Source organism: Pseudomonas sp. LTGT-11-2Z (genome assembly GCF_003691445.1).
Taxonomy (GTDB): domain Bacteria; phylum Pseudomonadota; class Gammaproteobacteria; order Pseudomonadales; family Pseudomonadaceae; genus Aquipseudomonas; species Aquipseudomonas monteilii.
The window spans coordinates 3,491,443-3,516,290 of the sequence record NZ_CP033104.1 but is presented as its reverse complement, the minus strand read 5'-3'; the positions used below and the strand labels follow the sequence as shown (position 1 = coordinate 3,516,290).

The window sequence follows — 24,848 nt, the reverse complement described above, 5'->3', positions numbered from 1 at the left end:
ATCTCATCACGGCGGAACCTGTCCATGGATATGATCTGGCAAACAATCCAGGCCGAATTTGCCGACATCGGCGACGAACGCGAGATCGTGCGGATTCTGGTGCGGCTGGTGATGGCTGCCGTACTGGGCGCTGTTCTGGGTTTCGAGCGCGAGCACAAGGGCAAGTCTGCCGGGGTGCGCACGCACATGCTGGTTTCGTTGGGCGCGGCGCTGTTCGTGCTGGCACCGAGCATGGCAGGTGCCGATGCGCAGGCGCTCAGCCGGGTGATTCAGGGCATCGTTGCCGGTATCGGCTTTCTGGGGGCGGGCACCATTCTCAAAGGCAATGGCCATGACACCAGTCATGTCAAAGGCCTGACGACAGCTGCGGGGCTATGGATGACGGCGGCCATCGGTACGGCAGCGGGGATGGGGCGCGAAGCCACGGCGCTGGTCAGCACGGTGCTGGCGCTATTGGTGCTGGGCACGATGCCCTTGCTGGTGGACAAGGTCGAAGGGCAGAACGAAGAAAAACAGAAGGAGGAGGGCAGGAAGCACTGAGGGGCGTGGGTCGCCCCCGCAAAGCCTGCCTGCCCTTGTTCAGACTGACGCTGAGCCGTTCAGGCGCTCGATTGCGTCGATCAGGTCGTCATAACCCACTGGCTTGTTCAGGTGGCGGTCGAACCCGGACTGGCGAGACTTGTATTGGTCAGCGCTTGCACCATAGCCTGTCAACGCGATGGCAGGGATGTAACGCAGATGCTCCAGGCCGCGCAGCGCCTGGATCAGTGCATGGCCGTCCATGCCAGGCATGCCGATGTCGGAAATGATCACATCGTAACGCGCGTCCGCCGCCGATTGCAGCGCCAGTTTCGGGTCGCTGTAGGCATCGACGTCGGCATCCTCCATCAACAGCAATTGTTCCATCACTTCCAGCACATCGAGCGAATCATCCACCAACAGGATGCGAACGCCTTTCAGGCGACCTTCTGGTGGCAGCACGTCGCCCTGATCCTGGGGTTGCTGGGTATACACGCGCAAAGGCAGGGTGATGATGAACGTACAACCCTGGCCTATTCCAGGAGACTCTACGCTGACCGCTCCGCCATGGGCCTCTACCAATTGACGGACCAGGGAAAGGCCAATGCCCAGCCCCTCACGCCCATGGCCGGTTGATGCCGCCTGGTTGAATAGCTCAAAAATATCTTCCAGCGAGTTTTCGGCGAGGCCTATGCCCTGATCGATGACTTCAAGGCGTGCCTGCTCATCCTGCCGAGTCAGTTTCAACAGAATTTCGCCATCGGCAGGGCTGAACTTCAGAGCGTTGTTCAACAGGTTCCAGATGATCTGCTCGACACGTGTGCTGTCGGCCTCCACATAGACCGGTTCGCCATCGGCCGGGAGCGCCAGCCGAACATTGCGGCCGCGTTGCTCGTTGCAGGCTACAGAACAGATACCTTGTAGCACGGCACACAAATCGACAGGCTGTGTCTTCAGTTTGAGCTTGCCCGTGCGGATGCGCGCTACATCGAGCAAGTCATCGATGATCCGCGCTTGGCTGGTGACCGCTTCGCGAATGACGTTGACCGCTTTGCTCGCCATGTCGGTACTTGTGACCGACGGTATACGTCGCAAGATATCCGCATTGAGCTGAATCAGGTTCAGTGGGTGCTTGAGCTCGTGGGACATCACCGCGAAGAACTCATCCTTCATGTGGCTTGAACTCTGCGACTCGGCCAGGCGCTTGCTTTGTTCGTCCTGCAGGCGCTTGTGGCCGGTCAGGTCACGGGCGATCTTGACGTAACCGCGCAAGCTGCTGCCCTTGAGGCGCGAGACTTCGCCACTGCAGTAGAAGCGGCTGCCGTCCTTGCGCACATGCCAGCGTTCGTCCTGGCCACGGCCATGCAGACGGGCGGCGCGCAGCTCACGCGCCGGCTCGCCATTTTCGCGGTCCTGCTCGGTGAAGATCAGGGAATAGTGCTGGCCAATGACTTCGTCCTTGGCGTAGCCGAAGATCAGCGCAGCGCCGGTGTTCCAGTCGATAATCAGGCCTTGTTCGTCAAGCAGGATGATGGCGAAGTCATGGGTACTTTCGGCAACCAGACGCATGCGCTCTTCACCCTGGCGCAAACGTTCTTCGGCGGCGCGACTCTTGGTGATGTCGATAAAGGTCAGTACGCTGCCATCGACATTCTGCTCGCTGGCCCGATATGGCAGCAGGCGCGCCAGGTACCAATGCTGGTCCTGCCCGATCACTTCACGCTCGATCGTGGTTTCGCGCTCGATCACCGCACGCGCATCGTCCGCCAGGCCTGGGTACTCCAGGCGGTGGGTGATGTCCAGTAGCGAGCGGCCGGTGTCGACCGGCAGCATGCTGAAAATATCGGTGGCCCTGGGGGTGAACCAGCGAATGTGCAGGTTGCGGTCGACGAACACGGTGGCGATCTGGGTGGAGGCGATCAGGTTGCTCAGGTAGTCGTTGACCTTGTCGGTTTCATCGACCTTGGTCTTGAGCTCGTAGTTGACCGTCAGCAATTCTTCGTTAATTGATTGCAGCTCTTCCTTGCTGGTTTCCAGCTCTTCGCTGGCCAGGCGCAACTCCTCGTTGATCGCCTGCATCTCTTCGTTGGAGGCGGTCAGCTCCTGGCTGGAGATTTCCGACTGTTCGATGGTTTCCTGCAACTGTTGGCGGGTGCGCTGAAGCTCGCGCTCCAGCGTGTTCAACACCATGCCGTCGGTTTGCTGGATGACCGGCTGGCTGTGTTGTTCGGCTTCGCGGACATGTAAAACCACCAGCAGGCATTCGCTGCCGCTGGGTTCATCCTGGTGCGGCTGGACCTCGACCTGTACCTCGACGCGATGATCGTCGACGGTGATGATCGCCGCGCCAGAGGTCACCGGCTGGCCCGTGTTCTGTGCCTGCAGCAGGCTACTGCGCAGGACAGGGCGCAGTGGTGCCAGCACCAGGTTCAGCAAGCTGGGGCTGAGTTCGCCCCCGGCATGGCGCAGGAAGCGCCCGACACCGTCGCTCATGTGCAGGATGTTGCCATCAAGGTCGACGATCAGGCTGGGCGGCGTATGCCTGGCCAATGCACGGTGGTGAACTTCGGCGTAGGACAATTTGCGCATGGGCTTGGGCTTGGCGCGCGCCGCCAGTGTGTCGGGCGTCAGCAGGCGCCCCGGGCGACGCGCCGGCTCCACCTCGCGTGCGCGGAAAATACGATGGCGCTTGTCCACGGCAATGAACAGGTCGGCCGCCACGTCTGCCGACTCCGAGCTGCCCAGGAACAGGTAGCCGCCCTTTCGCAAGGCGAAGTGGAACAGACGCAGGATTTCCCGTTGCACCTCCCGGTCCAGATAAATGAGCAGGTTGCGACATACCACCAGGTCCAACTGGGAGAACGGTGGATCGGACAAGAGGTTGTGCCGGGCAAACAGCACCTTTTCGCGGATGTCCTTGCGTACCCGGTAATGCTGGTCCTCCTTGATGAAAAACTGACGCAGCCTGGCCGTGGGTACATCGGTGGCGATGGCATCGGGATAAACGCCTAGCCGGCCGAGATTGATCGCACGTTCGTCGAGGTCGGTGGCGAACACCTGTACCTTGGCACTGCGCTGCCCCATCGCCAGCTGTTCGGTCGCAATCATCGCCAGGCTGTAGGCTTCCTCTCCCGAAGAGCAGCCTGCCGACCAGATGCGCATTTCGCGTTGCAGGTCTTCGCTGTCGTCATTGGCCAGGCCCGGCATCACCTGTTGTTGCAGGGCTTCGAAGGCGTCCCGGTCACGGAAGAAGTTGGTCACGCCGATCAGCATGTCAGCCAACAGGGCGCGACATTCCTCCGGGTGACCCTCCAGGTAATCGCGATAGCTGGCCAGGTCGGTCTGCGCAGTGACATGCAAGCGCCGCTCAAGCCGGCGCAGGACCGTTGCCCGCTTGTAGTGCTGGAAGTCATGGCCGGTGCTGGCATGCAGGCGGGTGAGGATGTCGTCGAGCAGCGGGTCGCTCTGCGCCGGGTCGCCTGAGCGCTCGCCAAGGGGAGGCGGCAGGCTGTCGTCTTCGATCGCCGGCAGTTTGACCTTGCGCGCCGTGCGCCACAGTTCCAGAATCTTGCCGGGAATCTCGGCCACCGGCAGGATCAGGTCGACCATGCCGGTAGCGATGGCTGCCTTGGGCATGTCGGAGTATTGGGCGTCATCGGGCGATTGCACCAAGGTCACGCCACCCTGCTCCTTGATGCGCGACAGGCCCACGGCGCCATCGCTGCCGCAGCCTGAAAGAATCACGCAGAACGCATGGTCCTTGTGTACGTCCGCCAGGTCCCGGAAGAACAGATCGATGGCGACATGGTCCCCACGGCTACGCCTGGCCGGGCTGACCCGCAGGTAACCATCGTTGGTGGAAAGGCGGTTGGCCGGCGAAATCACATAGACGTGGTCACGCTCGATCGGTACCGGCTCGCTCACCTGGTACACCGGCATGCGCGTGACGCGCTGGATCAGGCGATCGGCCTGGCTCTGATGGTCCGGCGACAAATGCAGTACCACGACGAACGCCATACCGCTATGCTCCGGGGCGTGCTGGAAAAACGCCTGCACCGCCTCCAGCCCGCCGGCCGATGCGCCGATGCCCACCACTGGGAAATCCAGGTGGCTGGGGCTCAGCGCAGGGTTGTGCGGCGACGCGAGGGTAGTCTTGCTGGACGATTTCATGGGCACGAGCCTTGTGCGAACCGGGAATGAGCAGTGGCAGCGATTATAGGCCCGACACCGATCAATCGACGAGCGGGTTCAAGGTTAGGACTGGCTACGCTGGCCAAAGTGCCGCTGTCGGTCAAAGGGCCTGGGGCTGCTCGCGGTGTTGCGGCAGTGCGGTGACCTTGATGGCACGGACCGGCACGGCAAACTTGGCACCGATTCTGTTGAAGCGCTCGAGCAGGTGGAAATTGATTGCCTGCTGGATATCCATATAGAGGTTGTAGCCCGGGTCCTTCACGATATAGACGCATTCGAACTCCAGGGCCTCTTTGCCAAAACCCCGCAGGTGGGCGCGGTCGAAACGCACCTGCTGCTGGGCCTTGATCGCTTCCTCGACGATCGCGGGCGCCTGTTTTACCGCCTCGGTGGGCGTGTCGTAGGACAAGCCGAACTCGAATACGATGCGGCGCTCCTGCAAGCGCTTGTAGTTCTGGATGGTGCTGCTGATCATGCTGGCATTGGCCATGACGATCTGCTCGCCACCCAGGCTGCGGATGCGCGTGGTCTTCAGCCCCACATGCTCCACCGTACCGGCCAGCGGCCCGATGACGATGAAGTCACCGACCTCGAACGGCTTGTCGACGGCGATCGACAACGAGGCGAACAGGTCACCCAGGATGTTCTGCACAGCCAGGGCGACGGCAATCCCGCCCACACCCAGGCTGGCCACGAAGGCGGTGATATTGACGCCCAGATTGGACAGCATGGCCAGCAACACCACCGACCACAGCAGCACCCGTGCGCCCCAGGCCGAAAGCGTGGCCAGCGCACTGCCTTGGTAAAGGCCGTCGGCGCTGTGCCGGCTGAAGTAGCGGGTCAGGCCCAGCGCGATGGCGCGATTGACCCAGAGGCCGATCTGCAGGGCAGCGACCACGAACCACAAGCTACTGACCCGGCCCAACCAGCGCTCGGGCAGGTCCAGCATGCTCAAACCCACCAGCAGCGAAGCAAGCAGCAGCAGGCTGTTGCTGGTGCCGGCCAATACCTTGGCCAGCACCTGGCTCATTGCCCCGTCATGTTCGGACCAGCGCTGCACCCGGCGCATCAACAGGCCGATGACAGCTCTGGCAACCACGAACGTCAGCACGGCAACGCACAGCGCTACCAGCAAGTTGAGAATGGAAATGCCAAAGAATGTGGTGTCGGTGAACAGTTCAATGATTCGATCATTCATGGGGAGCCCACCTCAAGATGGCTCATGGCAGGGCCGCAGGGCGGCCCCTGGGATTGCGCGGTGACGTGTGGGTTACTTGCCGTGGGTGGCTTGCAGCGCCTTGGCCTGTTCCAGATGGTGTTGCAGCGTTGGCAGCTTGTCGCTGGCGAAGGCCTTGAGCTCCGGCTTGTCGGAGGAGGCGGCCTCTTTCTTGAACAGTTCCACGGCCTTTTCGTGCGCGTCGACCTGGTTATTGACGTATGACCGGTCGAACGACTCGTCGCGCCATTCGAGGATCATCTTCTTGACCTTGTCGGTCAGCGCCGCTTCGTCGGGCACGCTGATGTCCAGCTTGCGGGCGATATCACCGAGTTCCTGGTTGGCTTTGGTATGGTCTGTGACCATTTGCTGGGCGAATTGCTTGATGTCTGCGCTCTGGCTCTTTTCCTGCGCCAGGTTGGCGGTGACCACTTCGGCGATACCGGCTTCAGTGGCCGCATCGACGAAATCGTCCGAAGACGCTGCCTGTACCTGCAGCGAAGCCAGGCCCATCAACAGGGTAACTCCGGCGATTTTCAAGAATGGTGTGCTCATGTCTCACTCCTTCGTTCTGTTGGCGCGACCTCAATGTCGCACTCGGTTGAACCGCAGGAGTGGGTGAAGGTTTAGTTTTTCTGAAAAACAGGGCTGCCGTGGCGCAATCTGCGTTTCGGGGCACCGCTCATCCGCTATGTCGTAATCAGAACGAATTCAGGGGGACAGGTGGGACTCGTTGGTTTAGGTCTTCACAAAAACGAGTAGCCATCATGAAAAACAACCTGTTCGCCATGTTGCTGTTGACTGCCAGTTTCTCGCTGCTCGGAGGTTGCTTCGACCGCGATAGTGATCATCCAGCGAAGGATGCCGACCCAAGCAAACCGTCACTTCAGATGCAGCAACCCAGTGACCCTGTAACTAACCCTCCAGCTGACACCAAACCGCAGAATCAATGAGTGAGGTACAGGGCATGGTGGCGACGACAAAGGCAGGTATAAGGCCTCACAATGCCAACTTAGGGCTGGAGCATCGCTATCGAGCGCTACTTGAGGGCCCGGAGCCCACCACCGAGGCCTGGCTGGAGGAGCAACTGCGTCTGGCCCGTGCGCTTTCCGACGACCTGCCAGATGATCCTGGGCTAATCCCGCAATGGGCCGATAACCATGCGGGCCGTGTCGCCAGCGAGCATGCGGCCTATCTGGAACAACGGCGTCAGGGCGGCCCCCGTCGTTTTTTTGCCAATCGTGCCCATGCCTTGTGGTTTTTGCAGCAAGTCGCGCCGACCAAAGCGGTCGACGGCGCATGGCTACACGGAGCCCTATGGCATTGGCAGGACCCGCGCTTCCATGGGCTGATCCGCACCTTCCTCGAAGAACTCGGCGACGGCGACCCACGCTGCAATCACGTGCTGATCTACCAGCGCTTGCTCAGCCGTCTGGGTTGCTCACAGGAGCGGCCGCTTGACCCCGCTCGTTACCTGCAGGGCGCGCTGCAACTGGCCTTGGGGCAGCACTGCCAGCGATTCTTGCCGGAAGTGGTCGGTTACAACCTGGGTTACGAGCAACCGCCCTTGCACCTGCTGATCACCACCCACGAGCTGGCCGAGCTAGGTATCGACGCCCATTACTTCCAGTTGCACGTGACCATCGACAATGCCGCCAGCGGCCACGCGAGGCGTGCCGTGGAGTGCTTCACCGAGCTGGCACGAGATCAGGGGCCGGCGTTCTATGAACGCGTGAGACACGGCTACCGGCTTAATGACCTGGGTATAGACACGCCCTCGTTGATCGCCTCGTTCGACCTGCATGCGGAGTTGCTAAGTACATTGGAACGCAAGCGCATCTACGGGCAGTGCATGCATTCGGACCGCTGTCGCCTGCAAGGACGCACCATCAACCAGTGGCTTGCTGAGCCCGGCGCGATGCCCGGGTTTCTTGAAGCATTACAGGCTCAAGGCTGGATCAAGCGTGACAGCGATCCTGGGCAAAGCCGCTTCTGGTCGCTGATCGAGGGCCCGACCGCAGCCATGTTCGGTGTGTTCGATGCCTATGAAAAGCAACTCTGGCATGACTGGATCGCCGGCTCCTGGCAAGGCACCGGAATCCGTCGGGTGCCGCCAGGGCAATGGGAACATGCCTTGCAACTGGACGATAAAGTCCCCATCGCATCCCAGGTACCGGACATACCTGCGCTAATCGATGCAATGGCCGGCAATCGGCACGCCACCCCTCAGGGCCTGCACGCCACTCATGCGTTCATCCAGGCCACCGGTTTGATGCGCGGAGGGCTTCATTGATGCTGCTCGACCAAGACCGGATCCGCGCCGATGAGGCCTTGCTGAAATTGGGGAACCGCTTGCGTGCCGACGGCTATCGTTTTACCTGCGTGACGCCGGCGACCCAAGCCAGGGTCAATGCCCGGGACGATGCGCAGCAGGCGCGTACCTTGCGTGATGTGTTCGGCTGGAGTAGGCCATTCGCCGCGTCACTGCTAAGCCCCGACGAACTGGAGCAGCTGCGCCTCGCTGGCGTGCTGGAGGCCCAAGGTGCACTGTGGCGCAGCACTGTGCGCTGGTCCAGCCTGGACGATCTGTTGCTGGTACATGCTGCCTGGCCAACGGACAGCCGCGACGCGGTGTTCTTTGGCCCGGACAGCTACCGTTTCGCCCAGCTGATACACGATCATTTGAGAAGCACGCCCGAGCGCGTGCAGCATGCCGTAGACATCGGCTGTGGCAGCGGTGTAGGGGCGTTGCTGATCGCTCGCGCCGCCCAACACGCGAAGGTTTGCGCAGTGGACATTAACCCTATGGCATTGCGCTACACCGCCATCAATGCCGCCTTGGCCGGTGTGGCCAATGTTTCGGTCGAGCGCAGTGACCTGCTCAATGACATCGCGGGTACGTTCGACCTGATCGTCGCCAACCCGCCGTACATGCTCGACGCCGGCCAGCGCGCCTACCGCCACGGCGGCGGCGCACTGGGTGCCGAGCTGTCGCTGCGCATCGTCGAGCAAGCCCTTGAGCGCCTGTCGCCCGGGGGGACGCTGCTGCTCTACACCGGTGTCGCCATCGTCGAGGGGCGCGACGCGCTGCTCGAAGCCATGCGGTTACGCCTGGCGGGGCCTGCGTTCAGTTGGTTCTATCGCGAGCTGGACCCAGATGTATTCGGTGAGCAATTGCTTGAACCCGGTTACGAGCAGGTCGAGCGCATTGCCGCCGTGGCCCTGACCGTCACCCGTCGCGGCTGATAGCGTCGTGGCGCGGCAATGTACGTTTGGCATCGAGGAAGAATACCTGCTGGTGAAGCTGGCCACCGGGCAGGTCATGGCTGCTCCGTCAGCCGCCGTGGCCCGCTGTTGTCGGGATGCGCTGGGCCCGTGGTTCGCCGAGGAAATGTTCCACAGCCAGATAGAGGCCGCTTCGCCCATATTCGACGCACTGCATCAGGCGCGTGATTTCTTTGGCGAGCGGCGTCAGCGCCTGGCCCAGGCGCTGGCCGAGGAGGGCGCCGGCCTGTACGGCGCGGCGAGCCACCCCAGCGCCCGGTGGCTGCGCCAGCGTCCTCGTGGCACTGCGCACTATCGCCAGTTGTTCGACGATTACCAGCTGGTGGCCCGGCGCAGCCTGTTGAATGGTCTGCACGTGCACGTCGGCGTACCGGTGGGCATTGATCGGATACGAGTGATCAATCGGGTGCTGTACTGGCTGCCCTTGTTGTTGGCGCTCAGTACCTCGTCTGCGTATTGGGGCGGTGAGGATACAGGCTACATGAGCTACCGCCGCGCAGTGTGCGGGGAATGGCCGCACATGGGCCTGCCAGAGCCTTTGCCGGACTGGAGCGCGTACCAGCGCTACCGGGCATTGCTGCAACGGACCGGTAGCCTGGCCGAGGACGGTGACTTCTGGTGGGCGATCAGGCCCTCGCGGCGGTTTCCGACGGTCGAGCTGCGTATCTGCGATGGCTGCCCGCGGCTGGAAGATGCTCTGGCCGTCGCCGGCCTGTTTCGCCACCTGGTCGAGCAGGCGCTGGCCCGCCACGATGACCCCGCCAGCCGCGAGATGCGCTGGGTCACCCAGGAGAACTACTGGCGCGCCCTGCGTCAGGGCCGCCTGGCCACCTTCATCGGTGTCCACGAGCAACAGCCGGTCAGCGCTGAGGGCTGGCTGATGCAGTTGCAGCAGCAGTGCCCGGCTGACACCGCCGATACCGAGCGTTCATTCATTCAGGCCCGGCACATCCTGCGCGAGGGCAGCAGCGCCGATCGCCAGCGCCAAGCCTTCGCGCTGGCCAGTGAACAGGGCCTGGATAACCGCCAGGCGATGCGCGCAGTGGCCGGGCAGGTGATGCGCGACTATCGGTAGGGCCGGTGGCGAACCGCTGCCCTGATGGCCTGACTTGGAAATCCGGATAAACCTTTGCGGCGCTGCGCAGTCAGTTTCAGAAAGGGCCCGGATACTCAAGAGGGCTAGGGAGGTGGCTGATGAAACTCTTCTGTCTGCTGCGGGGCTGCCAATGGCGCAGCTTGGTGGTGTGTGAAGTCGCCGGGCTTCACTGCCAATGTTGCGAACGCTGTGGCGCGTTGCGCTACAGCCAGCCCGGTCAACCTTTCAATGTGTAGGAGCGGACCATGGCCCGGTCAATCTGGAAAGGCGCGATCAGCTTCGGCTTGGTGCACATCCCCGTCTCGCTGAATACCGCCGTGCGCAGCGAGCGTGTGGACTTCGACTGGCTGGACAAGCGCAGCATGGAGCCGGTTGGCTACAAGCGGGTGAACAAGGTGACCGGCAAGGACATCGACAAGGAGCACATCGTCAAAGGGGTGGAGTACGAAAAGGGCCGCTACGTGGTGATCAGCGAGGAAGAAATCCGCAAGGCCAGGCCCGAGGCGACCCAGACCATCGACATCTTCTCGTTCGTCGATGCCGGCGACATTCCGCTGCAACAGTTTGACACCCCCTACTACCTGAGCCCCGACCGTCGTGGCGGCAAGGTCTATGCCTTGCTGCGCGAGACCCTGCACAGCACCGGCAAGGTGGCCTTGGCCACCGTGGTGCTGCACACCCGCCAGCACCTGGCCCTGCTGCGCCCGCTGGAAGATGCACTGGTATTGATCACTCTGCGCTGGCCGGAAGAGGTGCGCGGGCTGGATACGCTGGAGCTGGACAAGAGCGTGACCGAGAGCAAGGTCGACAAGCGTGAGCTGGAGATGGCGCGGCGCCTGGTGGAGGACATGAGCGGGCAATGGACGCCGGATGATTACCATGATGCGTTTCGCCAGACCATCCTCGACCTGGTGGAGGAGAAGGCCAGCAAAGGCAAGATCGAGACCGTGGACAAAGGCGAAGGCGCGGCGGCGGAGAAGGGCGCCGACATCATCGACCTCACCGAACTGCTCAAACGCAGCCTCGGTGGCAAGACCAAGCCAAAGAAACCGGCGGCCAAGCGGCCACGCAAGGCCTCTTGAGCTACGGTAGCTGCCCCTCCAGCCCGCAGAGATAGTCCCCGAAGCCCTGCCGCGCGCGGCTGTCCACCCGGCTGCTGGTGGCCACGCTGTGCGCCGCGGTCCAGACGATCTGTGCGCCGCTGGCTTCGAGGGCCAGGACCAGTTGCACATCTTCATGCGCCGGCAATGGCTGGAAGCCGCCCACGCGTTCGTAGGCCTTGGCGCATACGCCGAGGTTGGCGCCATGGATATGCCGATGCCCTTCACGGGCCTGATAACGGCTGCGATACAACTGGCGTAACGCTGCGTTCTGCCACGGCTGCCAGCGTTCGATGTGCACCGTGCCGCACACCGCGTCCGCGTGCCATTGCAGCTGTGACACCAGCCAATGCGGGGGCACGCGACTGTCGGCGTCGGTGAAGGCCAGCCACTGTGCGCCGCGCTCGATCATCCACGCCGCGCCCAGGCGCCGGGCGATGCCGACGTTGCCGGCCTCCAGTTCCAGGGTATGCACGCCATGGCGGCGGGCGATGCGCGCGCTGGCGTCGACACAGCGGTCGAGCACCACCATTACCTCCACTGCCAAGCCCGCCGCTTTGGCTTGCGCCACAGCCAGCTTGACGGCGGCCAGGCAGTGCCCGAGGCGACGGGCTTCGTTGTGGGCGGGGATGATGACGGCGATCATGGGCAGGTCTCGTCAAGGTCCACCACGCTGGGCTGACACGACCAATATTCGAGCAGGAAGTCTGCCTCCTCGTGGCGCAGCAGTGGATAAAGTGGCAGATGCCGGGCGAGCAGGGCATGCACCTCGCGGCCATCCTGCGGGCAACCGGCGATGGGATGGCGCCAGTGGCAGGCCAGCAAACCACCGTCATACGCCAGGCTGGTCACCGACTGTTCGATCACCTGCAACCAGTCGGTGGGGTCCAGGTAGTAGCCGATCTCACTGAGCACGATCAGGTCAAACTGACCGCCCGGCCAGTCGCCCGGCAGGTGGCCCTGTTCGACATGGGCGTGGCTCACACCTGCAAGCCGCTGACGGGCCAGGGCCACGGCCGTCGCGTCGATGTCCTGGCACGACAGGCTGGCGCAGCGTTCGGCCAGCAGGATGCTCAGCTCGCCGTTGGCGCAGGCCGGCTCGAATACGCGCTCATAGCATTGGCGCGGCAGGCTGGCCAGGGTCAGCTCGCGCTTGCGCCGCTCGTACCAACGGGTACGAAAGGCCCAGGGGTCATCGCTGCCGGCGTACAAGTCGGCGAAGTACTGTGCGTCCAGGCTCATGTTGCCTCCGTTGACAGAAAGATCAGCTCGAATGGTTGCAACAGGCAAGCCTGCAGCTGTTCTGGCACAACCGGGGGGCGATCACCATCGGGCTGCAACTGGCTGGCATGGGCGGCAAGGGCTTGGCGCTTGAGCGCCAGATGCTCATCGCACAGCTGCAGGCGGTGAGCCCGGGGCCAGGGCAGGCGCGGGTCATCGGGGCTTGCCCAGTGCCAGGCCCAGACCGGGGCCTCTGCGAGTTGTACACGCCTGGCCTGGGCCGCCTGGGCACAGGCGCGACCTGCTGCTTCGTGGTCGCAATGGCCGTCGCCGCGCCAAGTGGTCAGCAGCAGGTCGCCAGGTTTGAGCAACTGGTTCAGGTGGTTGACCAGGAAGGCTTCATCGTGGGGCAGCGCGCCATCCTTGAGGTTGAGTCGTCGCCAGTCGAGGCGGGTGAGATCCAACCCAAGCAATTGCAGGGCATGACGGCTTTCCAGTGGGCGCTGATGGCGCAGGCGGCGCTCTGGCCATTGTGAGGAATGCGGGTGGCTGCCCTCGCCATTGGTGGCAGAAACAAGCAGCACGTCCTGTTCTCGTCCCTGGAAGCTGGCCAGCAGCCCGCCGGCCATGAGGATTTCGTCGTCCGGGTGCGGAGCCAGCAGTACCAGGCGCCTTCCGGGTGGGCACAACTGCTCGGGCAGCGTCCAGCTGGCGCGGGCCAACTGAGCAGAATGCTGCCAGGCGCTCCATGGTGTGCCTTGCGCAGCCTGTATCAAGTTCTGGCTCATAGTTGCCATGCTCCTGCCGGCATGCCGGTCAGTTGCCGGCCCAACTCGGCCAGGTCGCGTTCGGCGTGGCTCTGGCGTATGTATACCGGCAGGTCGGCACTGAGCCGGGCGAAATGGCTGCTGCAACAGAACGGCGTGGCACCGAGCGCCCGGCCAGCATGCTGAATGACCTGCTCGACCGCCTGCTCGACCTGGGCGCGGGTGCGCCGCACCTGGAAGCTGGCGTCGTCCTGAGGGTGGAGGTCGATCCACGTGGCGCATTCGTGCAAGGCTGCGCGGGCACCGTACAAGGCTGCATCGACTGCGCCCAGATGCGCATCGGCATGCGGGTCGCGCCGGGGTTTGCGGCACTGTTCGCGAAGGTAGTCCGCCAGGGCCTCGGCGGCGCCATACCAGCAAGCGGCGATACCCGCGCCGCCTTGCCAGAAGCCAGGCCGGGACAGGTACTGGCCGGGCGAACCGATGGCCAGCCCTGGCGAGTCGTCGAATTCGATCACAACGCTGCTGGTGGCGGCCATGCCTACGGCCTGCCAATGCTCGGCCAGAATGCGCTGGCTGGAATGAGGTAATTCGATGGCCACCAACTGAGGCTGGTCGTCTTCCCAGGCAGTCAGCAGGGCACGGTCGATCTGCAACGCGCCCGAACACCAAGCCTTGCGGCCTTGCAGGCGTACGCGTTCACCGTTCCGCTCGACGATGTATGCCCGGGCATCCGGCGGCTCAGCGGCCCACACGCCCCAGATGCTGTTGCCGGCCTGCTGGGCGGCACCGCATTCGGCGAGGATCGCCAAGGCGTCGGTATGGCTTTCATAAAGTTTGGCCAGGCTCAGATCACACCCTGCGATCCGCGCCAAGGCCCGCCAGCGCTCCAGGGTGCAGCCCTGGCCAGGCAACGGAAGCACATCGAGCTGTTCGCCCTGCAAGGCCTGCATCAGTTCTATTAGCGAAGCGTCGCGTTCAATAGCCTGCGAACGGTGAGCAAAGCGGTGTAACAACGAATCGAAGTGGGTCAGTTCCATCATGCAATACCCAACTGCTTGCGCATACGCAACGTGATCGACTGGCGTGTCTTGCCCATTTCGGCCCACGGGTCTTCGACCTGTGCAAGCCGCGTGTGAAGGTTGCCGATGTTCCACTGGTTGGCACCCTTGAGCTGGCTCAGTTCCTCACGCCAGATCGGCACCGACACCGGCAGGCCCTCGCGGGCCCGCAGCGAGTAGGCGGCGACGGTGGTGGCACCCTTGCCGTTACGCAGATAATCGATAAAGATCCGCCCGACCCGGTTCTTCGGCCCGGACACGGCGCTGAGACGGTCAGGGAGCAGCCCGGCCATGTGGTTGACCAAGGCATGGCCGAAGTCCTTCACCTCGTCCCAGCCAGCGCGTCGGGTCAACGGTACGACGAGGTGCATGCCCTTGCCGCCGCTGGTCTTCAGAAATACCTTCAGGCCTAGTTCGTCGAGCAGGGTAAGGGTCAGCTGGGTGGCCTCGAGCATGGCTTTCCAGGGCAGCGCCGGGTCAGGGTCCAGGTCGAGGACAAAGCGGTCGGGTTTATGGAAATCCTTGGTGGTGGCATTCCAGGTGTGCAGTTCAAGCGTGTTCATCTGCACCGCGCCCAGCAGGCTGTCGGCGCGGTTGAGCACCATGGCTGCCTGGCCGGCCTGGGCCTTGCTGTAGCTGAGCACCTTGGGAATGTGCAGCTGGCCGGCGTTTTTCTGGAAGAACAGTTCGCCGTCCAGACCATCCGGTGCCCGCACAAGGGCTACAGGCCGGTCCTTGAGCTGTGGCAGCAGCCAGTCGGCGACCTGAGCGTAGTACTGGGCGACCTCGCGCTTGGTGGCACCTGTGGTTGCGTCTACCACGCGGTCGGGGTGGGTCAGGCGCAGGGTGCCCAGGTTCTCGGGTTCTGTCTGTACTGCGCGCTTGGTGGGCATTGCTCGCTCCAGGTCGATGGCGGTGGCAGGTTTGTCGTCGCGTAGGCCGTGGAACACCGAATGGCGAACGATGCCTTCGCGGGTCATCTGGGCATAGGCGACTTCTGCCAGTAGCTGTGGCTTGAGCCAATGTACGCCGCGAGCTTCGGCACCGGTGGGTGGTTTGGACAAAGGCGATTTGTCTGTCTGCAACGGCTTGAGGCGGGCGTGAATGCTATCCAGGGTGGCCGCGCTGAAACCGGTGCCGACCTTGCCGGCATAGCGCAACGGGCCGCTTCCGTGGTCGTGCAGGGCCAGCAGCAGGGCGCCGAAGCCGTTGCGGCTGCCTTTGGGGTCGGTGTAGCCGACGATCACGAATTCCTGACGCTGCTTGCACTTGAGCTTGACCCAGTCGCTACTGCGCCGGCCAACGTAGGGGCTGTCGGCACGTTTACCGATCAAGCCTTCGAGTTCCAGCCGGCAGGCGCTGTCGAGCAATGACGCGACGGGCTCCTCAAAATCGGCGGAATACCTGATTACCTGCGACGCATGGCCTTCCAGCAACCGGGCGAGGGTTGCACGGCGCTGTTGCAGCGGCAGTGCTCGCAGGTCCTCACCGCCCAGCCAGGGCAGGTCGAACAGGTAGTAGGTGATGCGCTCGTCATGCTCGGTGTCGAAGGCATTCTGCAAGGCCTGGAAGTCGGCCACGCCGTTGTCGTCGACCACTACCATCTCGCCGTCCAGCCATGCCGAGTCGAGCCCCAGGGCCTTGAGCGCCTCGACCTGCCGGGGCATCTTCGCACTCCAGTCGTGGCCATTACGGGTAAACAGGCGTATATCGTCACCGTCGATACGCGCCAGGATGCGGTAGCCGTCGAACTTGACTTCGTAGCGCCAATCGCCGCTTGGCGGGGAAGCGACCAACGTGGCCAGTTGCGGCTGGAGCGCATCCGGCAGGGCTTTGGGGTCGGTTTTCCGCTTGTGCCTGACGGTGGTCGCCTTGCCCGGGCTGCGCGGGGGCAGGGTACGTTCGCTCAGCACGCTGTCCGGCAGGGCCTCGACAATGCTGTAGTCCGTTTCACTGCGCGCCTGCCCGTCATGGGACTTGACCAGCATCCACTGCTCTTTCTTGCCTGCCAGGTGAGTGCGGAACAGGTTCCAGACCCCCGACAGCTTCTCGCCCTGCAGGCGAAAGCGCAGCTTGCCCTTTGCATAGGCTTCGCGTGGATCGCCCTCGGGCTCCCAGACACCCCGGTCCCAGACGATCACATCGCCGGCGCCGTAGTGGCCTTCAGGGATGCGGCCTTCGAAGTTGGCGTAGTCCAGCGGATGATCCTCCACATGCACTGCCAGGCGCCGGACCTTGGGATCCAGCGAGGGGCCCTTGGGGATGGCCCAGCTCTTGAGGGTGCCGTCGAGCTCCAGGCGAAAATCGTAATGCAGGTGGCTGGCATCGTGCTTCTGGATGCAGTACTGCAGCGCATGGGCCGAGCGGGGGCGGGCGCGTTTGCCAGCCGGCTCGGGCGTGGCATTGAAGTCGCGCTTGCGCTGGTACTCCTGCAGGGGCTTGGCCATGACGGGCTCCGGAAGGGGTTGCGGGTCTCAGGATTGGGAGGTGGCGGCGCAGCGAGGAGTTCAAAAAAAACGCGGGACGGGGCTGGCAGAAACTCTGAATCATTTGCCGCTGGGGAGGGTCGACCGAGTGAAGCCCACTAACGGAGACCGTTCATGTCCACACCCAATGACCCAAGACCGCCCATTGAGATCGACGACATCGAGGACCGCATGGGCAGCGTCCACGAGCTGGATTTCAGCGAGCGCCGTGATGAGCGCCAGGGGCGTGTCGGCGACGAGCGTCCGGCGCGGGAGCTTGCCGAGGATTACCCGCCCCGGCGTGTCGCCGAAAGCGGCATGACCGGCGGCGAGGCGTTGAGCGACAGCCTGCACGAGGACAATGTCACCCTCGACGACCTGAGCCCGGATACGTTGTTCGATGAGACCGGTGCCCGCGATCCGGATGAGCCTGGCAGCGGCGGCCCGGCGGACAAGGCCTTGCGCCAGGTGGAGGCCCACGAGATCGGTGGCGGTTTCGGCCTGGACGAGGCCGAACTGGCCCGCTCGGCGCCGCTGGACGGCGAGCCGTGGACCGATGACGTGGTACCCGATGACGAAGGGAGAGAGCCGAGATGAACGAGCAACGCTGTTCCTGCACCCATTGTTCTTGCACCGCGGATGCCAATGCTGTGGTCCAGGATGGCAAGGCCTACTGCTGCGAAGCCTGTGCGACGGGCCATCGTAACGGCGAGCCCTGTCGTATGAGCGACTGCAAGTGTGGTGAGTTGGCTGAGTCGAAAGAGTCCAATGTCGATAATGCATTGGATGAAACATTCCCGGCGAGCGATCCGATTTCGCCATAAGGCCCAGTGGCTTACAGATGTGAGACGGGAGAGCGATAGGACGTCATTTAGATCATGTGGAACCTCACCCGTCACGCATCTGGTTTGGGTTACGCCCTCAATGGGTCTGCCAGACACCATTGTTGCGTTCGCAATCGCTGCGTGCCTGGCCCAGGCTAGGGGTGTCGTAGTAGTAGGTGATGATCCGCGCATCCTTGGGTAGTGCAGGGCGGGTGGCAGGCTCATCACGCCCAGCGGCATCGGGGTTGGCCAGTGTCTCCTGCGTCAGTGGCGCGATGCAGCTGCCAACGCTGCTGTCGGGGCAACGCTCAACACGACGCTTCTCGCTGTTCAACATCTCCTTGCTTTCGTTGCTGCACGACCAGGCAATCGCCTCAGCGGGCGTGTTGCTGTAGCTGTAACAGGTGTGTTGCTGCACCGGTTTGACCGCCTCGCTGGATGAGCGGGTGACCACGTCGCAAACTTCGGCCAACACCTGCCCGCTGCCAAGGGTGCCCAGCATTGCCATATACAGAGCGAATCGCATGATATACCTCCCGGGCACCAGGCCCGTCAGCGCTTGTCGAGGGCTGCCCCGGCCTGCCTGCGCAAGGCCTTGGCACGCTTTTCGAGGATCAAGTAGGTCACCACCGCCAATAGCAGCGGGATCAGGTAGTACAACGTCCGATAGCCGAGCAGTGCGGCAACCAGGGTGCCTTGCCCTAGCTGGCCATGGAGCAGCGCCAGGAATACGGCTTCCAGTACGCCGAGCCCGGCGGGAATGTGAGCGACCACCCCGGCGACGCAACTGATCAGCAACACACCCAGCACCGAGGGATAGAACAGCTCGGGCGGCAACAGCAGGTCAATCAGCGCTGCCATCAGCGCCCAGTTGCTAGCGCCCAGTGCCACCTGGCAGAGCGCCATACGCAGGCTCGGCAGGGTGACTTCGTGCCCGCGCAGCGCCCACGTGCGCCGCGTGGCGAAGGCACAGGCGCACAGGTAAGCCAACGCTACCGCCACCATCAATACGCCGATCAGGCGCAAGCCGCTGGCACCCACCGCCCAGCTTTCCGGCAGTTTGACAAAGCCCAGGGCGAATACCGTGCCGGCCAGCAGCAGGTAGCCCATCCAGTTGGTCAACAGCCCCAAGGTGAGGATGCGGGTGATGGTTGGGGTATCCAGGCCCAGCCGGCTGTACAGGCGATAACGCAGGGCAACGCCACCGACCCAGGTGGTGAAATTAAGGTTGAATGCATAGCAGACGAACGCTACCGGCAGCACCTGCCGGGCCGGCAGGCGGTGGCCGGTGTAGGCGCGGGCGAGCAGGTCGTAACTGGCGAATACCAGGTAGCTGCACAGGGCCAGCAGCAACCCCAAGGCCAGGGTCGAGGGCCGGTACGCCAGCAGCGACTGGCGGACTTCGTTCCAGTCCAGGTTACGCGCCAGGGTGAACAGCAGCGCGGGTATCAATACCAGGAACAGCACGGTCAGCAAGCGTTTGCCCCAGGTCTTCCAGCGTGAAGTGGCCATCAGGTCTTGCCCCCGTGGTAGTCGGCGGGGGCCTCGCCGTCGGCTTGCAGCGACTGCAGGCGCTGCCGGTGTGCCGGAAACCAGCCGGCGATCTGCGGGAAATAGCGCGTGATGTGGAAGCCCAGAAAGATCAGCGGGGCACGCCACCAGTAGCCGCGCACCATGCGCTCCAGCGTCACGGTCTTGCAGTGCTCCCGGCTCAGTTCGGTCAAGTGCTGGTACAGTTGTTCGTTGAACGCGGGGTCTTGAATCAGCAGGTTGGCCTCAAGGTTGAACGACAGGCTCAGTGGGTCGAGGTTGCTTGAGCCCACGGTGGTCCAGTGGCTGTCCACCAACGCAACCTTGCCATGAAGCGGCCGCTGGCAGTACTCATGGATGCGCACGTCGTCGCGCAACAGGTAGTTGTAGAGCAGCCGCGAGAGCGCACGCACCCAGCGCATGTCCGGTTGCCCCTGGAGGATCAGCGTCACCTCGACCCCGCGCCTGGCGGCGTTGCGCAGTTCGCGCAGCAAGCGGTAGCCCGGGAAGAAGTAGGCGTTGGCTACGACGATACGATGCCTTGCTTCACGGAAAGCCTGCAGGTAGCAGGCTTCGATATCGTTGCGATGGCACTGGTTGTCGCGCTCCACCAGCACGGCGCTGGCCGGGCCTGAAGCGATGCCGCCCGCCTGAACCCCGCTGGCGGCATCCAGCACCGGTGCGAGCATGCGGCAGGAAGAAGCATGCACCTGGGCCACCACCGGGCCGACGACCTCCACCGCGTAATCCTGCTTGGCCTGTGGGCCGAAGTCACCCAGGTGGTCGGCACTGTAATTGATGCCGCCGATGAAGGCGCGTTGCCCGTCGATCACCAGGATCTTGCGGTGCAAGCGGCGAAACAGGTTGGTGCGCATGCCTACCAGCCGTGGTTGCGGATCGAACGAATGGAAACGCACCCCGGCCTCGGTCATCGACGAGATGAAATCGTCAGGCAGGTCGGCGGTGCCGTAGCCGTCCACCGCCACCTCGACCCGCACCCCGCGCCGCGCGGCATCGATCAGGGCGTGGCGCAAGGGTTGGCCGACTTTGTCATCGTAGATGATGAAGGTTTCCAGGAGGATTTCCTCGCGTGCCTGGGCCATGGCCTCGAATACGCGGGGGTAATACTGCTCGCCGTTTATCAGCAACTCGACGCGGTTGCCGTCGCACCAAGGCAGCTTCATAGTGTCACCTGCGCCACCAGCGGGGCATGATCGGAGAGGTGGGACCACGGGTATCTGGACAAAACCCGTGCTTCGCAAGCTTGTGCGTTACGCAGGTAGATGCGGTCCAGCCGCAGCATTGGCAAGCGCGCGGGAAAGCTGCGTGCCGGTTTGCCGAAAGCCTCCGCCAGGTGGCCCGACAGCCTCGCATCTGCTTTCAGGCGCCAGTCGTTGAAGTCGCCGGCGACGATGACCGGCTCATCCGGCGGCAGGCTGTCCAGCAATGCCAGGAGCAGGCCGACCTGACGCTGACGATGCGCTTCACGCAGGCCCAGGTGTACGCAGACTGTATGCACCTGTTCATGGCCCGGCACTTCCAGCTGGCAATGCAGCAGGCCCCGTTCTTCGTTGCCATGGACCGAAACATCCAGGTTGTCATGGGCACGGATGGGGAACTTGGACAGCAGGGCGTTGCCATGGTCGCCATGGGGGTAGACCGCATTGCGGCCATAGGCGAACTGCGGCCACATGCTGTCGGCGAGGAATTCGTACTGAGGTGTCTGTGGCCACTTGGGATGGCGCTCGGCATGGTGTTGATGACTGCCATGCACCTCCTGAAGAAACACCAGGTCGGCGCCGGTCGAGCGTACCGCCTCGCGCAGCTCCGGCAAAATGAAGCGGCGGTTGAACAGGGTGAAGCCTTTGTGCACGTTGAGGGTCAGTACCGTCAGGTGATGTACGGTGGTCACCTTGTCGATGATGCAGCGGGGGGCGGGCAGTGTCGGGTTCATAGCGGCTCCTGCGGCTCGACGCCTGGTTCGGTCACCAGCTCGCCGTCAAGGCCTAGCTTGTCCAGCAGGCGGCGGGCATCGTAGGGGGCGTGGACTTTCTGGTCGTTGTCGAAGTAGCAGTAGACATCACGGGAAGTGCGTTTTGCCGGGGCGCGGCGCACCACACGCTGAGCATCCTCAGGCTGGCTGCCCGCCGCCCAGGCCTGGATGCGCAGGCGCCAGCGGCGCAGCGCCCTGGCCGTGTAGCCGCTGCTGTACAGTTCGACATCGCCATGCAGGCGCAGGTACACGAAATCGGCCGTGAGCTCTTCGACATAGGGCCATTTGCCGGCGCTGTCGGCGACCACCAGGGCAACCTTGTGCTTGCGTAGCAGGTTGATGAAGGTGTCGCAGAGGAAGCTGGGGTGGCGGATTTCCACGGCGTGGCGAAGGCGCGCATTACCCGGCACGGCAGTGCCGCCGTTGCCTTGCAGGCGTTCGGCGGCGTGTCGCGCAAGGCTGCGGGCGGCTTTGCGGTCGCGTGGCAGCTTGGCCAGAAAGTCGCTGAAGCGCTGCGCGTCGAATTTCAGGTTCGGGGGAAACTGCCACAGGAAGGGGCCCAGCTTGTCACCCAGCAGCAAGGGGCCCGATGCGAAGAAGTTGGCAAGCGCCTCGTCGATTTCGCGGAGCCTGCGTACGTGGGTGATGTAGCGCGGCGCCTTGACCGAGAATACGAACCCCTCCGGTGTCTCGTCACGCCACTTGCCATAGCGCTCGGGCGTTTGCAGTGCGTAGAACGAACCGTTGATTTCGATGCTGTTGACTGCCCGCGAGGCAAACGCCAGCTCGTCGTCCTGGCGCAGCCCCTCGGGGTAGAAGTCCTTGCGCCATGGGCCATAGCGCCATCCGGAAATTCCGATGCGAATCTCGCTCACCATAAGTCCCTGCGCTCCTGTACGTAACAGTAGCGACAGGTACCGGGACCGGATTGTTCAGTGGGATTGACGAGTGGATGGCCATGCAAAAAGGGAACTTTACCGGTATTGCAATCCTCCACCGGATGCGTGGGTTTCACTGAGGTACACCCTGAAGGAGGCTCAGCCATGAAGTTTGATCGGTTTGCACAATGGCTAGCCAAACATAGCGGGCGGCCGTTGACCTTCATTATTGCCTTGATGCTGATCATTGCCTGGGGTGTAAGCGGGCCCTTGTTTCATTTCAACGACACGTGGCAGTTGGTCATCAATACGTCGACCACGATCATCACGTTCCTGATGGTGTTCCTGATCCAGAACACCCAAAACCGTGAGAGCGACGAATTGCACATCAAACTTGACGAACTGTTGCGCACTACCCAACGGGCGCACAAGGCGTTGCTCGACCTTGAAGACATGGGGCCAGCTGAACTCCATGCGCTTCGAAAGCGATACCAGCAACTGGGGGAGCACGACGAAGCGGGGCCAGACTGGGAGGACTCTCATTGACGCGTTCAAGCACACGCCATGGGGTTGTTCAGAAAGGGGCAAGACCATGACGGTGAAAAACTCACACTTCGCAGACCAGTTGATGAACAAACCCGACGATCAGCAGCAGAAAGGCCCCCATTCTTCCGATCATGCAACAACTGATCAGGACTTGGGTTTCGACCCGGACTCTCCGGATCTGGACGACCCTCAAGTGGACCCCCAAGGCCCCGCGAAACCACCCAGAGACGTGGAAAAGAAAGCGTAAGCCTGACTACCGTGGACGAAGGCCTGCCGCACGCATCCATCTGTTGCCCGGCGCGTCTTCCACAGCTCGACATGCCTGCCATGCCGGCGCAAACGGCGCTGGTTTGTTGAACTGGCAAACCAGGTGTTTGCCAGTTCACGGGTCAGGCAGCTAGCCAGCAAGGGCTTTGATCAGTTGCTCGCTGAAGGCGGGGATATCATCCGGCTTGCGGCTGGTGATCAGGTTGCCGTCCACCACTACCTCTTCATCTACCCAGTGGCCACCTGCATTGCGAATGTCATCCTGCAACGTCTTGTAACTGGTCATCCGTTTGCCCTTGGCCAGTCCACTCGATACCAGCAGCCAGGCGCCGTGGCAGATTACCGCCAGCGGCTTGCTGGCCGAGTTGTGGCTTTTGACCAGTTTCTGGGCGCCCGGTATCAGCCGGATGGTGTCGGAATTCTGGACCCCACCCGGTAGCACGATGGCATCGTAGAGGTCGAGGTGGGCGCTGTCGAACGTCGCGTCCACCGCAAACTCGTCGGCCGGCTTGTCATGGTTCCAGCCGCGGACAGTGCCTTCCTTGTCACTCAGTATATCGGTCACGGCCCCATTTTCCTGCAAGGCTTCACGAGGTCCGGTCAACTCCACTTGCTCGAAGCCATCGGTGACCAGAAAGGCTATGCGCTTGCCACTCAGTTTTGCAGTCATCGTTCAATCTCCGTTTTCGTCAGGTGTGAATGTGGGACGTCTCGGAAGGGGTGAGAAGTTCCAACGCACTGCTTCAGCGGTAGGGAGGCTGACCGGCTGACCGTTGCAGTTGAACATTGCGCGGGGCTTGAGCTCTCACTAGCAGAGATAGAACGAGGCGGCCGTCATGAGCATCGAACGCAGCATTCCTGAACTTGAAGCCTGGTACGCGCAGTACGACGACATCAGCTACCGGCGCGAATCGCCGGACGCCTACTACCATGAACTGGTTCGCACCGCCGAGGCGCTGCGGGACGATGGTGCCATTGACTGGGATGACTGGTTGGCGCTGAAGGCACTGGCCGACGAGGCACATATTCGGGCACTGGAAGATGCCGTGCAGGCTCACGTGAGTGACCCTGACGCATGAAAGCGCTGAAGATCGCCACCTTCAATATCAATGGCATCCGCAGCCGCCTGCCCGCGCTGTTGGCCTGGCTGGAGCGGGAGCAGCCGGACATTGCGTGTTTGCAGGAACTAAAGGCGGCCGATCAGCAATTTCCTCGCCAAGCCATCGAAGCGGCAGGTTATGGCTGCCTGTATCAGGGGCAACCCTCCTGGAATGGCGTGGCGATCCTGGCGCGCGATAGTGAGCCGCTGGAGGTACGGCGCGGGCTGCCCGGCATGCAGGACGATGAGCAGAGCCGCTATCTGGAAGCTGCGGTGCACGGTGTACTGGTGAGCTGCCTTTACCTGCCCAATGGCAACCCGCAACCCGGCCCCAAGTTCGATTACAAACTGCGCTGGTTCCAGTGCCTGATCAAGCATGCCCAAACACTGCAGGGCAGCCACCATCCTGCGGTGTTGGCGGGCGATTTCAATGTGGTGCCCACCGATCTGGACATCTATAACCCGCGCTCATGGCTCAAGGACGCGCTGCTGCAACCTGAATCGCGGGCGTGTTTCGAACAATTGCTGGCGCAGGGCTGGGTCGATGCTGTGCGTCACCTGTATCCCGAGCAGCGCATCTACACATTCTGGGACTATTTTCGCAATCATTGGGCGCGCAATGCCGGGCTGCGCATTGATCATCTGCTGCTCAACCCCAGTCTCAGCCCTTACTTGAAGCGGGCGGGCGTGGATGCCTGGGTGCGCAACGAAGCCAAGGCCAGTGATCATGCGCCGGTCTGGATCCAGTTGAGCGGGCGTCGAAAGCAATGCTAGAGGGGCACGACCTTCC

27 protein-coding genes are annotated in these 24,848 nt (G+C 62.8%); 13 read left to right on the top strand and 14 right to left on the bottom strand.

Annotated elements, in window-relative coordinates:
- Window positions 1–24 precede the first annotated feature (24 nt).
- On the top strand, window positions 25–540 hold the full coding sequence (locus D8767_RS16380) for an MgtC/SapB family protein (RefSeq protein ID WP_016714234.1): 516 nt from the start codon (window positions 25–27) through the stop codon (window positions 538–540).
- A gap of 39 nt (window positions 541–579) precedes the next feature.
- Here the strand turns inward: D8767_RS16380 and D8767_RS16375 are convergent, their stop codons facing one another.
- The 3 genes from D8767_RS16375 to D8767_RS16365 form a co-directional block, all read right to left on the bottom strand.
- Window positions 580–4,689 (bottom strand): CheR family methyltransferase, encoded by a 4,110-nt coding sequence (locus tag D8767_RS16375; RefSeq protein ID WP_016714233.1) that lies wholly within the window; start codon window positions 4,687–4,689, stop codon window positions 580–582.
- A 121-nt stretch (window positions 4,690–4,810) separates the two neighbouring features.
- A complete protein-coding gene (locus D8767_RS16370; protein WP_016714232.1) occupies window positions 4,811–5,908 on the bottom strand; it encodes a mechanosensitive ion channel family protein in 1,098 nt (365 codons plus the stop codon).
- Window positions 5,909–5,980: 72 nt separating this feature from the next.
- Window positions 5,981–6,481 (bottom strand): DUF4142 domain-containing protein, encoded by a 501-nt coding sequence (locus tag D8767_RS16365; protein WP_016714231.1) that lies wholly within the window; start codon window positions 6,479–6,481, stop codon window positions 5,981–5,983.
- A 212-nt stretch (window positions 6,482–6,693) separates the two neighbouring features.
- Here D8767_RS16365 and D8767_RS16360 point away from each other — a divergent pair, with 212 nt between their 5' ends.
- The 6 genes from D8767_RS16360 to D8767_RS16340 all read left to right on the top strand — a co-directional run bounded on the left by D8767_RS16360 (window position 6,694) and on the right by D8767_RS16340 (window position 11,389).
- The gene (locus D8767_RS16360) at window positions 6,694–6,879 is read left to right on the top strand and encodes a hypothetical protein (RefSeq protein WP_016714230.1); all 186 of its coding nucleotides are present in this window, start codon (window positions 6,694–6,696) and stop codon (window positions 6,877–6,879) included.
- Window positions 6,880–6,893: 14 nt separating this feature from the next.
- Window positions 6,894–8,219, top strand: coding sequence for an iron-containing redox enzyme family protein (locus D8767_RS16355; RefSeq protein WP_016714229.1), 1,326 nt, complete (start codon window positions 6,894–6,896; stop codon window positions 8,217–8,219).
- Window positions 8,219–9,172: a class I SAM-dependent methyltransferase gene (locus D8767_RS16350; protein ID WP_016714228.1), complete on the top strand. Its 954-nt coding sequence runs from the start codon at window positions 8,219–8,221 to the stop codon at window positions 9,170–9,172. The genes D8767_RS16355 and D8767_RS16350 overlap by 1 nt, the downstream gene beginning before the upstream one ends.
- Before the next feature lie 7 nt (window positions 9,173–9,179).
- Window positions 9,180–10,286 (top strand): carboxylate-amine ligase, encoded by a 1,107-nt coding sequence (locus D8767_RS16345; protein ID WP_016714227.1) that lies wholly within the window; start codon window positions 9,180–9,182, stop codon window positions 10,284–10,286.
- 119 nt (window positions 10,287–10,405) lie between these two features.
- Window positions 10,406–10,543: a PSPA7_2676 family Cys-rich small protein gene (locus D8767_RS29475; RefSeq protein ID WP_182774216.1), complete on the top strand. Its 138-nt coding sequence runs from the start codon at window positions 10,406–10,408 to the stop codon at window positions 10,541–10,543.
- A 9-nt stretch (window positions 10,544–10,552) separates the two neighbouring features.
- Window positions 10,553–11,389, top strand: coding sequence for a Ku protein (locus tag D8767_RS16340; protein ID WP_016714226.1), 837 nt, complete (start codon window positions 10,553–10,555; stop codon window positions 11,387–11,389).
- Window position 11,390: 1 nt separating this feature from the next.
- On the opposite strand, the gene D8767_RS16335 is transcribed toward D8767_RS16340, so the two are convergent.
- Genes D8767_RS16335 through ligD form a run of 5 tightly spaced genes read right to left on the bottom strand, consistent with a single transcriptional unit; the run spans window position 11,391 to window position 16,903 of the window.
- Complete coding sequence (locus D8767_RS16335; protein ID WP_016714225.1) at window positions 11,391–12,053, bottom strand: glycosyltransferase family 2 protein; 663 nt, start codon at window positions 12,051–12,053, stop codon at window positions 11,391–11,393.
- The gene (locus D8767_RS16330; protein ID WP_016714224.1) at window positions 12,050–12,649 is read right to left on the bottom strand and encodes a bifunctional 2-polyprenyl-6-hydroxyphenol methylase/3-demethylubiquinol 3-O-methyltransferase UbiG; all 600 of its coding nucleotides are present in this window, start codon (window positions 12,647–12,649) and stop codon (window positions 12,050–12,052) included. Before D8767_RS16330 ends, D8767_RS16335 begins: the two co-directional genes overlap by 4 nt.
- The gene (locus D8767_RS16325) at window positions 12,646–13,416 is read right to left on the bottom strand and encodes a PIG-L deacetylase family protein (RefSeq protein ID WP_016714223.1); all 771 of its coding nucleotides are present in this window, start codon (window positions 13,414–13,416) and stop codon (window positions 12,646–12,648) included. Before D8767_RS16325 ends, D8767_RS16330 begins: the two co-directional genes overlap by 4 nt.
- Window positions 13,413–14,438, bottom strand: coding sequence for an acyl-CoA dehydrogenase (locus D8767_RS16320; protein ID WP_016714222.1), 1,026 nt, complete (start codon window positions 14,436–14,438; stop codon window positions 13,413–13,415). The genes D8767_RS16325 and D8767_RS16320 overlap by 4 nt, the downstream gene beginning before the upstream one ends.
- Entirely contained in the window at window positions 14,435–16,903 is a 2,469-nt protein-coding gene (gene ligD, locus D8767_RS16315; RefSeq protein WP_016714221.1) for a DNA ligase D, read from the bottom strand. The genes D8767_RS16320 and ligD overlap by 4 nt, the downstream gene beginning before the upstream one ends.
- Window positions 16,904–17,056: 153 nt before the next feature.
- On the opposite strand from ligD, the gene D8767_RS16310 reads away from it, so the two are divergent.
- Window positions 17,057–17,518 (top strand): hypothetical protein, encoded by a 462-nt coding sequence (locus D8767_RS16310; protein WP_016714220.1) that lies wholly within the window; start codon window positions 17,057–17,059, stop codon window positions 17,516–17,518.
- Complete coding sequence (locus D8767_RS16305; protein ID WP_016714219.1) at window positions 17,515–17,745, top strand: metallothionein; 231 nt, start codon at window positions 17,515–17,517, stop codon at window positions 17,743–17,745. Before D8767_RS16310 ends, D8767_RS16305 begins: the two co-directional genes overlap by 4 nt.
- Window positions 17,746–17,842: 97 nt before the next feature.
- Here D8767_RS16305 and D8767_RS16300 read toward each other — a convergent pair whose 3' ends face one another.
- From D8767_RS16300 to D8767_RS16280, 5 genes are read right to left on the bottom strand one after another with little or no spacing between them, the layout of a single operon-like run.
- Window positions 17,843–18,271, bottom strand: coding sequence for a hypothetical protein (locus D8767_RS16300; protein ID WP_028698737.1), 429 nt, complete (start codon window positions 18,269–18,271; stop codon window positions 17,843–17,845).
- 26 nt (window positions 18,272–18,297) lie between these two features.
- Window positions 18,298–19,257: a lysylphosphatidylglycerol synthase domain-containing protein gene (locus D8767_RS16295; RefSeq protein ID WP_016714217.1), complete on the bottom strand. Its 960-nt coding sequence runs from the start codon at window positions 19,255–19,257 to the stop codon at window positions 18,298–18,300.
- Entirely contained in the window at window positions 19,257–20,459 is a 1,203-nt protein-coding gene (gene clsB / locus D8767_RS16290) for a cardiolipin synthase ClsB (RefSeq protein ID WP_122048341.1), read from the bottom strand. The genes D8767_RS16295 and clsB overlap by 1 nt, the downstream gene beginning before the upstream one ends.
- Window positions 20,456–21,229 carry an endonuclease/exonuclease/phosphatase family protein gene (locus tag D8767_RS16285; RefSeq protein ID WP_016714215.1) on the bottom strand — a complete coding sequence of 258 codons (774 nt, stop codon included), beginning with the start codon at window positions 21,227–21,229 and terminating at the stop codon, window positions 20,456–20,458. The genes clsB and D8767_RS16285 overlap by 4 nt, the downstream gene beginning before the upstream one ends.
- Entirely contained in the window at window positions 21,226–22,146 is a 921-nt protein-coding gene (locus D8767_RS16280) for a DUF72 domain-containing protein (protein ID WP_016714214.1), read from the bottom strand. Before D8767_RS16280 ends, D8767_RS16285 begins: the two co-directional genes overlap by 4 nt.
- A 165-nt stretch (window positions 22,147–22,311) precedes the next feature.
- Here D8767_RS16280 and D8767_RS16275 point away from each other — a divergent pair, with 165 nt between their 5' ends.
- The gene (locus D8767_RS16275) at window positions 22,312–22,692 is read left to right on the top strand and encodes a low affinity iron permease family protein (RefSeq protein WP_016714213.1); all 381 of its coding nucleotides are present in this window, start codon (window positions 22,312–22,314) and stop codon (window positions 22,690–22,692) included.
- 82 nt (window positions 22,693–22,774) lie between these two features.
- The gene (locus tag D8767_RS16270; protein ID WP_219857509.1) at window positions 22,775–22,939 is read left to right on the top strand and encodes a DUF6021 family protein; all 165 of its coding nucleotides are present in this window, start codon (window positions 22,775–22,777) and stop codon (window positions 22,937–22,939) included.
- Window positions 22,940–23,089: 150 nt separating this feature from the next.
- Here the strand turns inward: D8767_RS16270 and D8767_RS16265 are convergent, their stop codons facing one another.
- Window positions 23,090–23,629 carry a type 1 glutamine amidotransferase domain-containing protein gene (locus tag D8767_RS16265; protein ID WP_016714211.1) on the bottom strand — a complete coding sequence of 180 codons (540 nt, stop codon included), beginning with the start codon at window positions 23,627–23,629 and terminating at the stop codon, window positions 23,090–23,092.
- A gap of 166 nt (window positions 23,630–23,795) precedes the next feature.
- Here D8767_RS16265 and D8767_RS16260 point away from each other — a divergent pair, with 166 nt between their 5' ends.
- Entirely contained in the window at window positions 23,796–24,038 is a 243-nt protein-coding gene (locus D8767_RS16260) for a hypothetical protein (protein ID WP_016714210.1), read from the top strand.
- A complete protein-coding gene (gene xth, locus D8767_RS16255) occupies window positions 24,035–24,832 on the top strand; it encodes an exodeoxyribonuclease III (protein WP_016714209.1) in 798 nt (265 codons plus the stop codon). The genes D8767_RS16260 and xth overlap by 4 nt, the downstream gene beginning before the upstream one ends.
- Window positions 24,833–24,848: the final 16 nt, after the last annotated feature.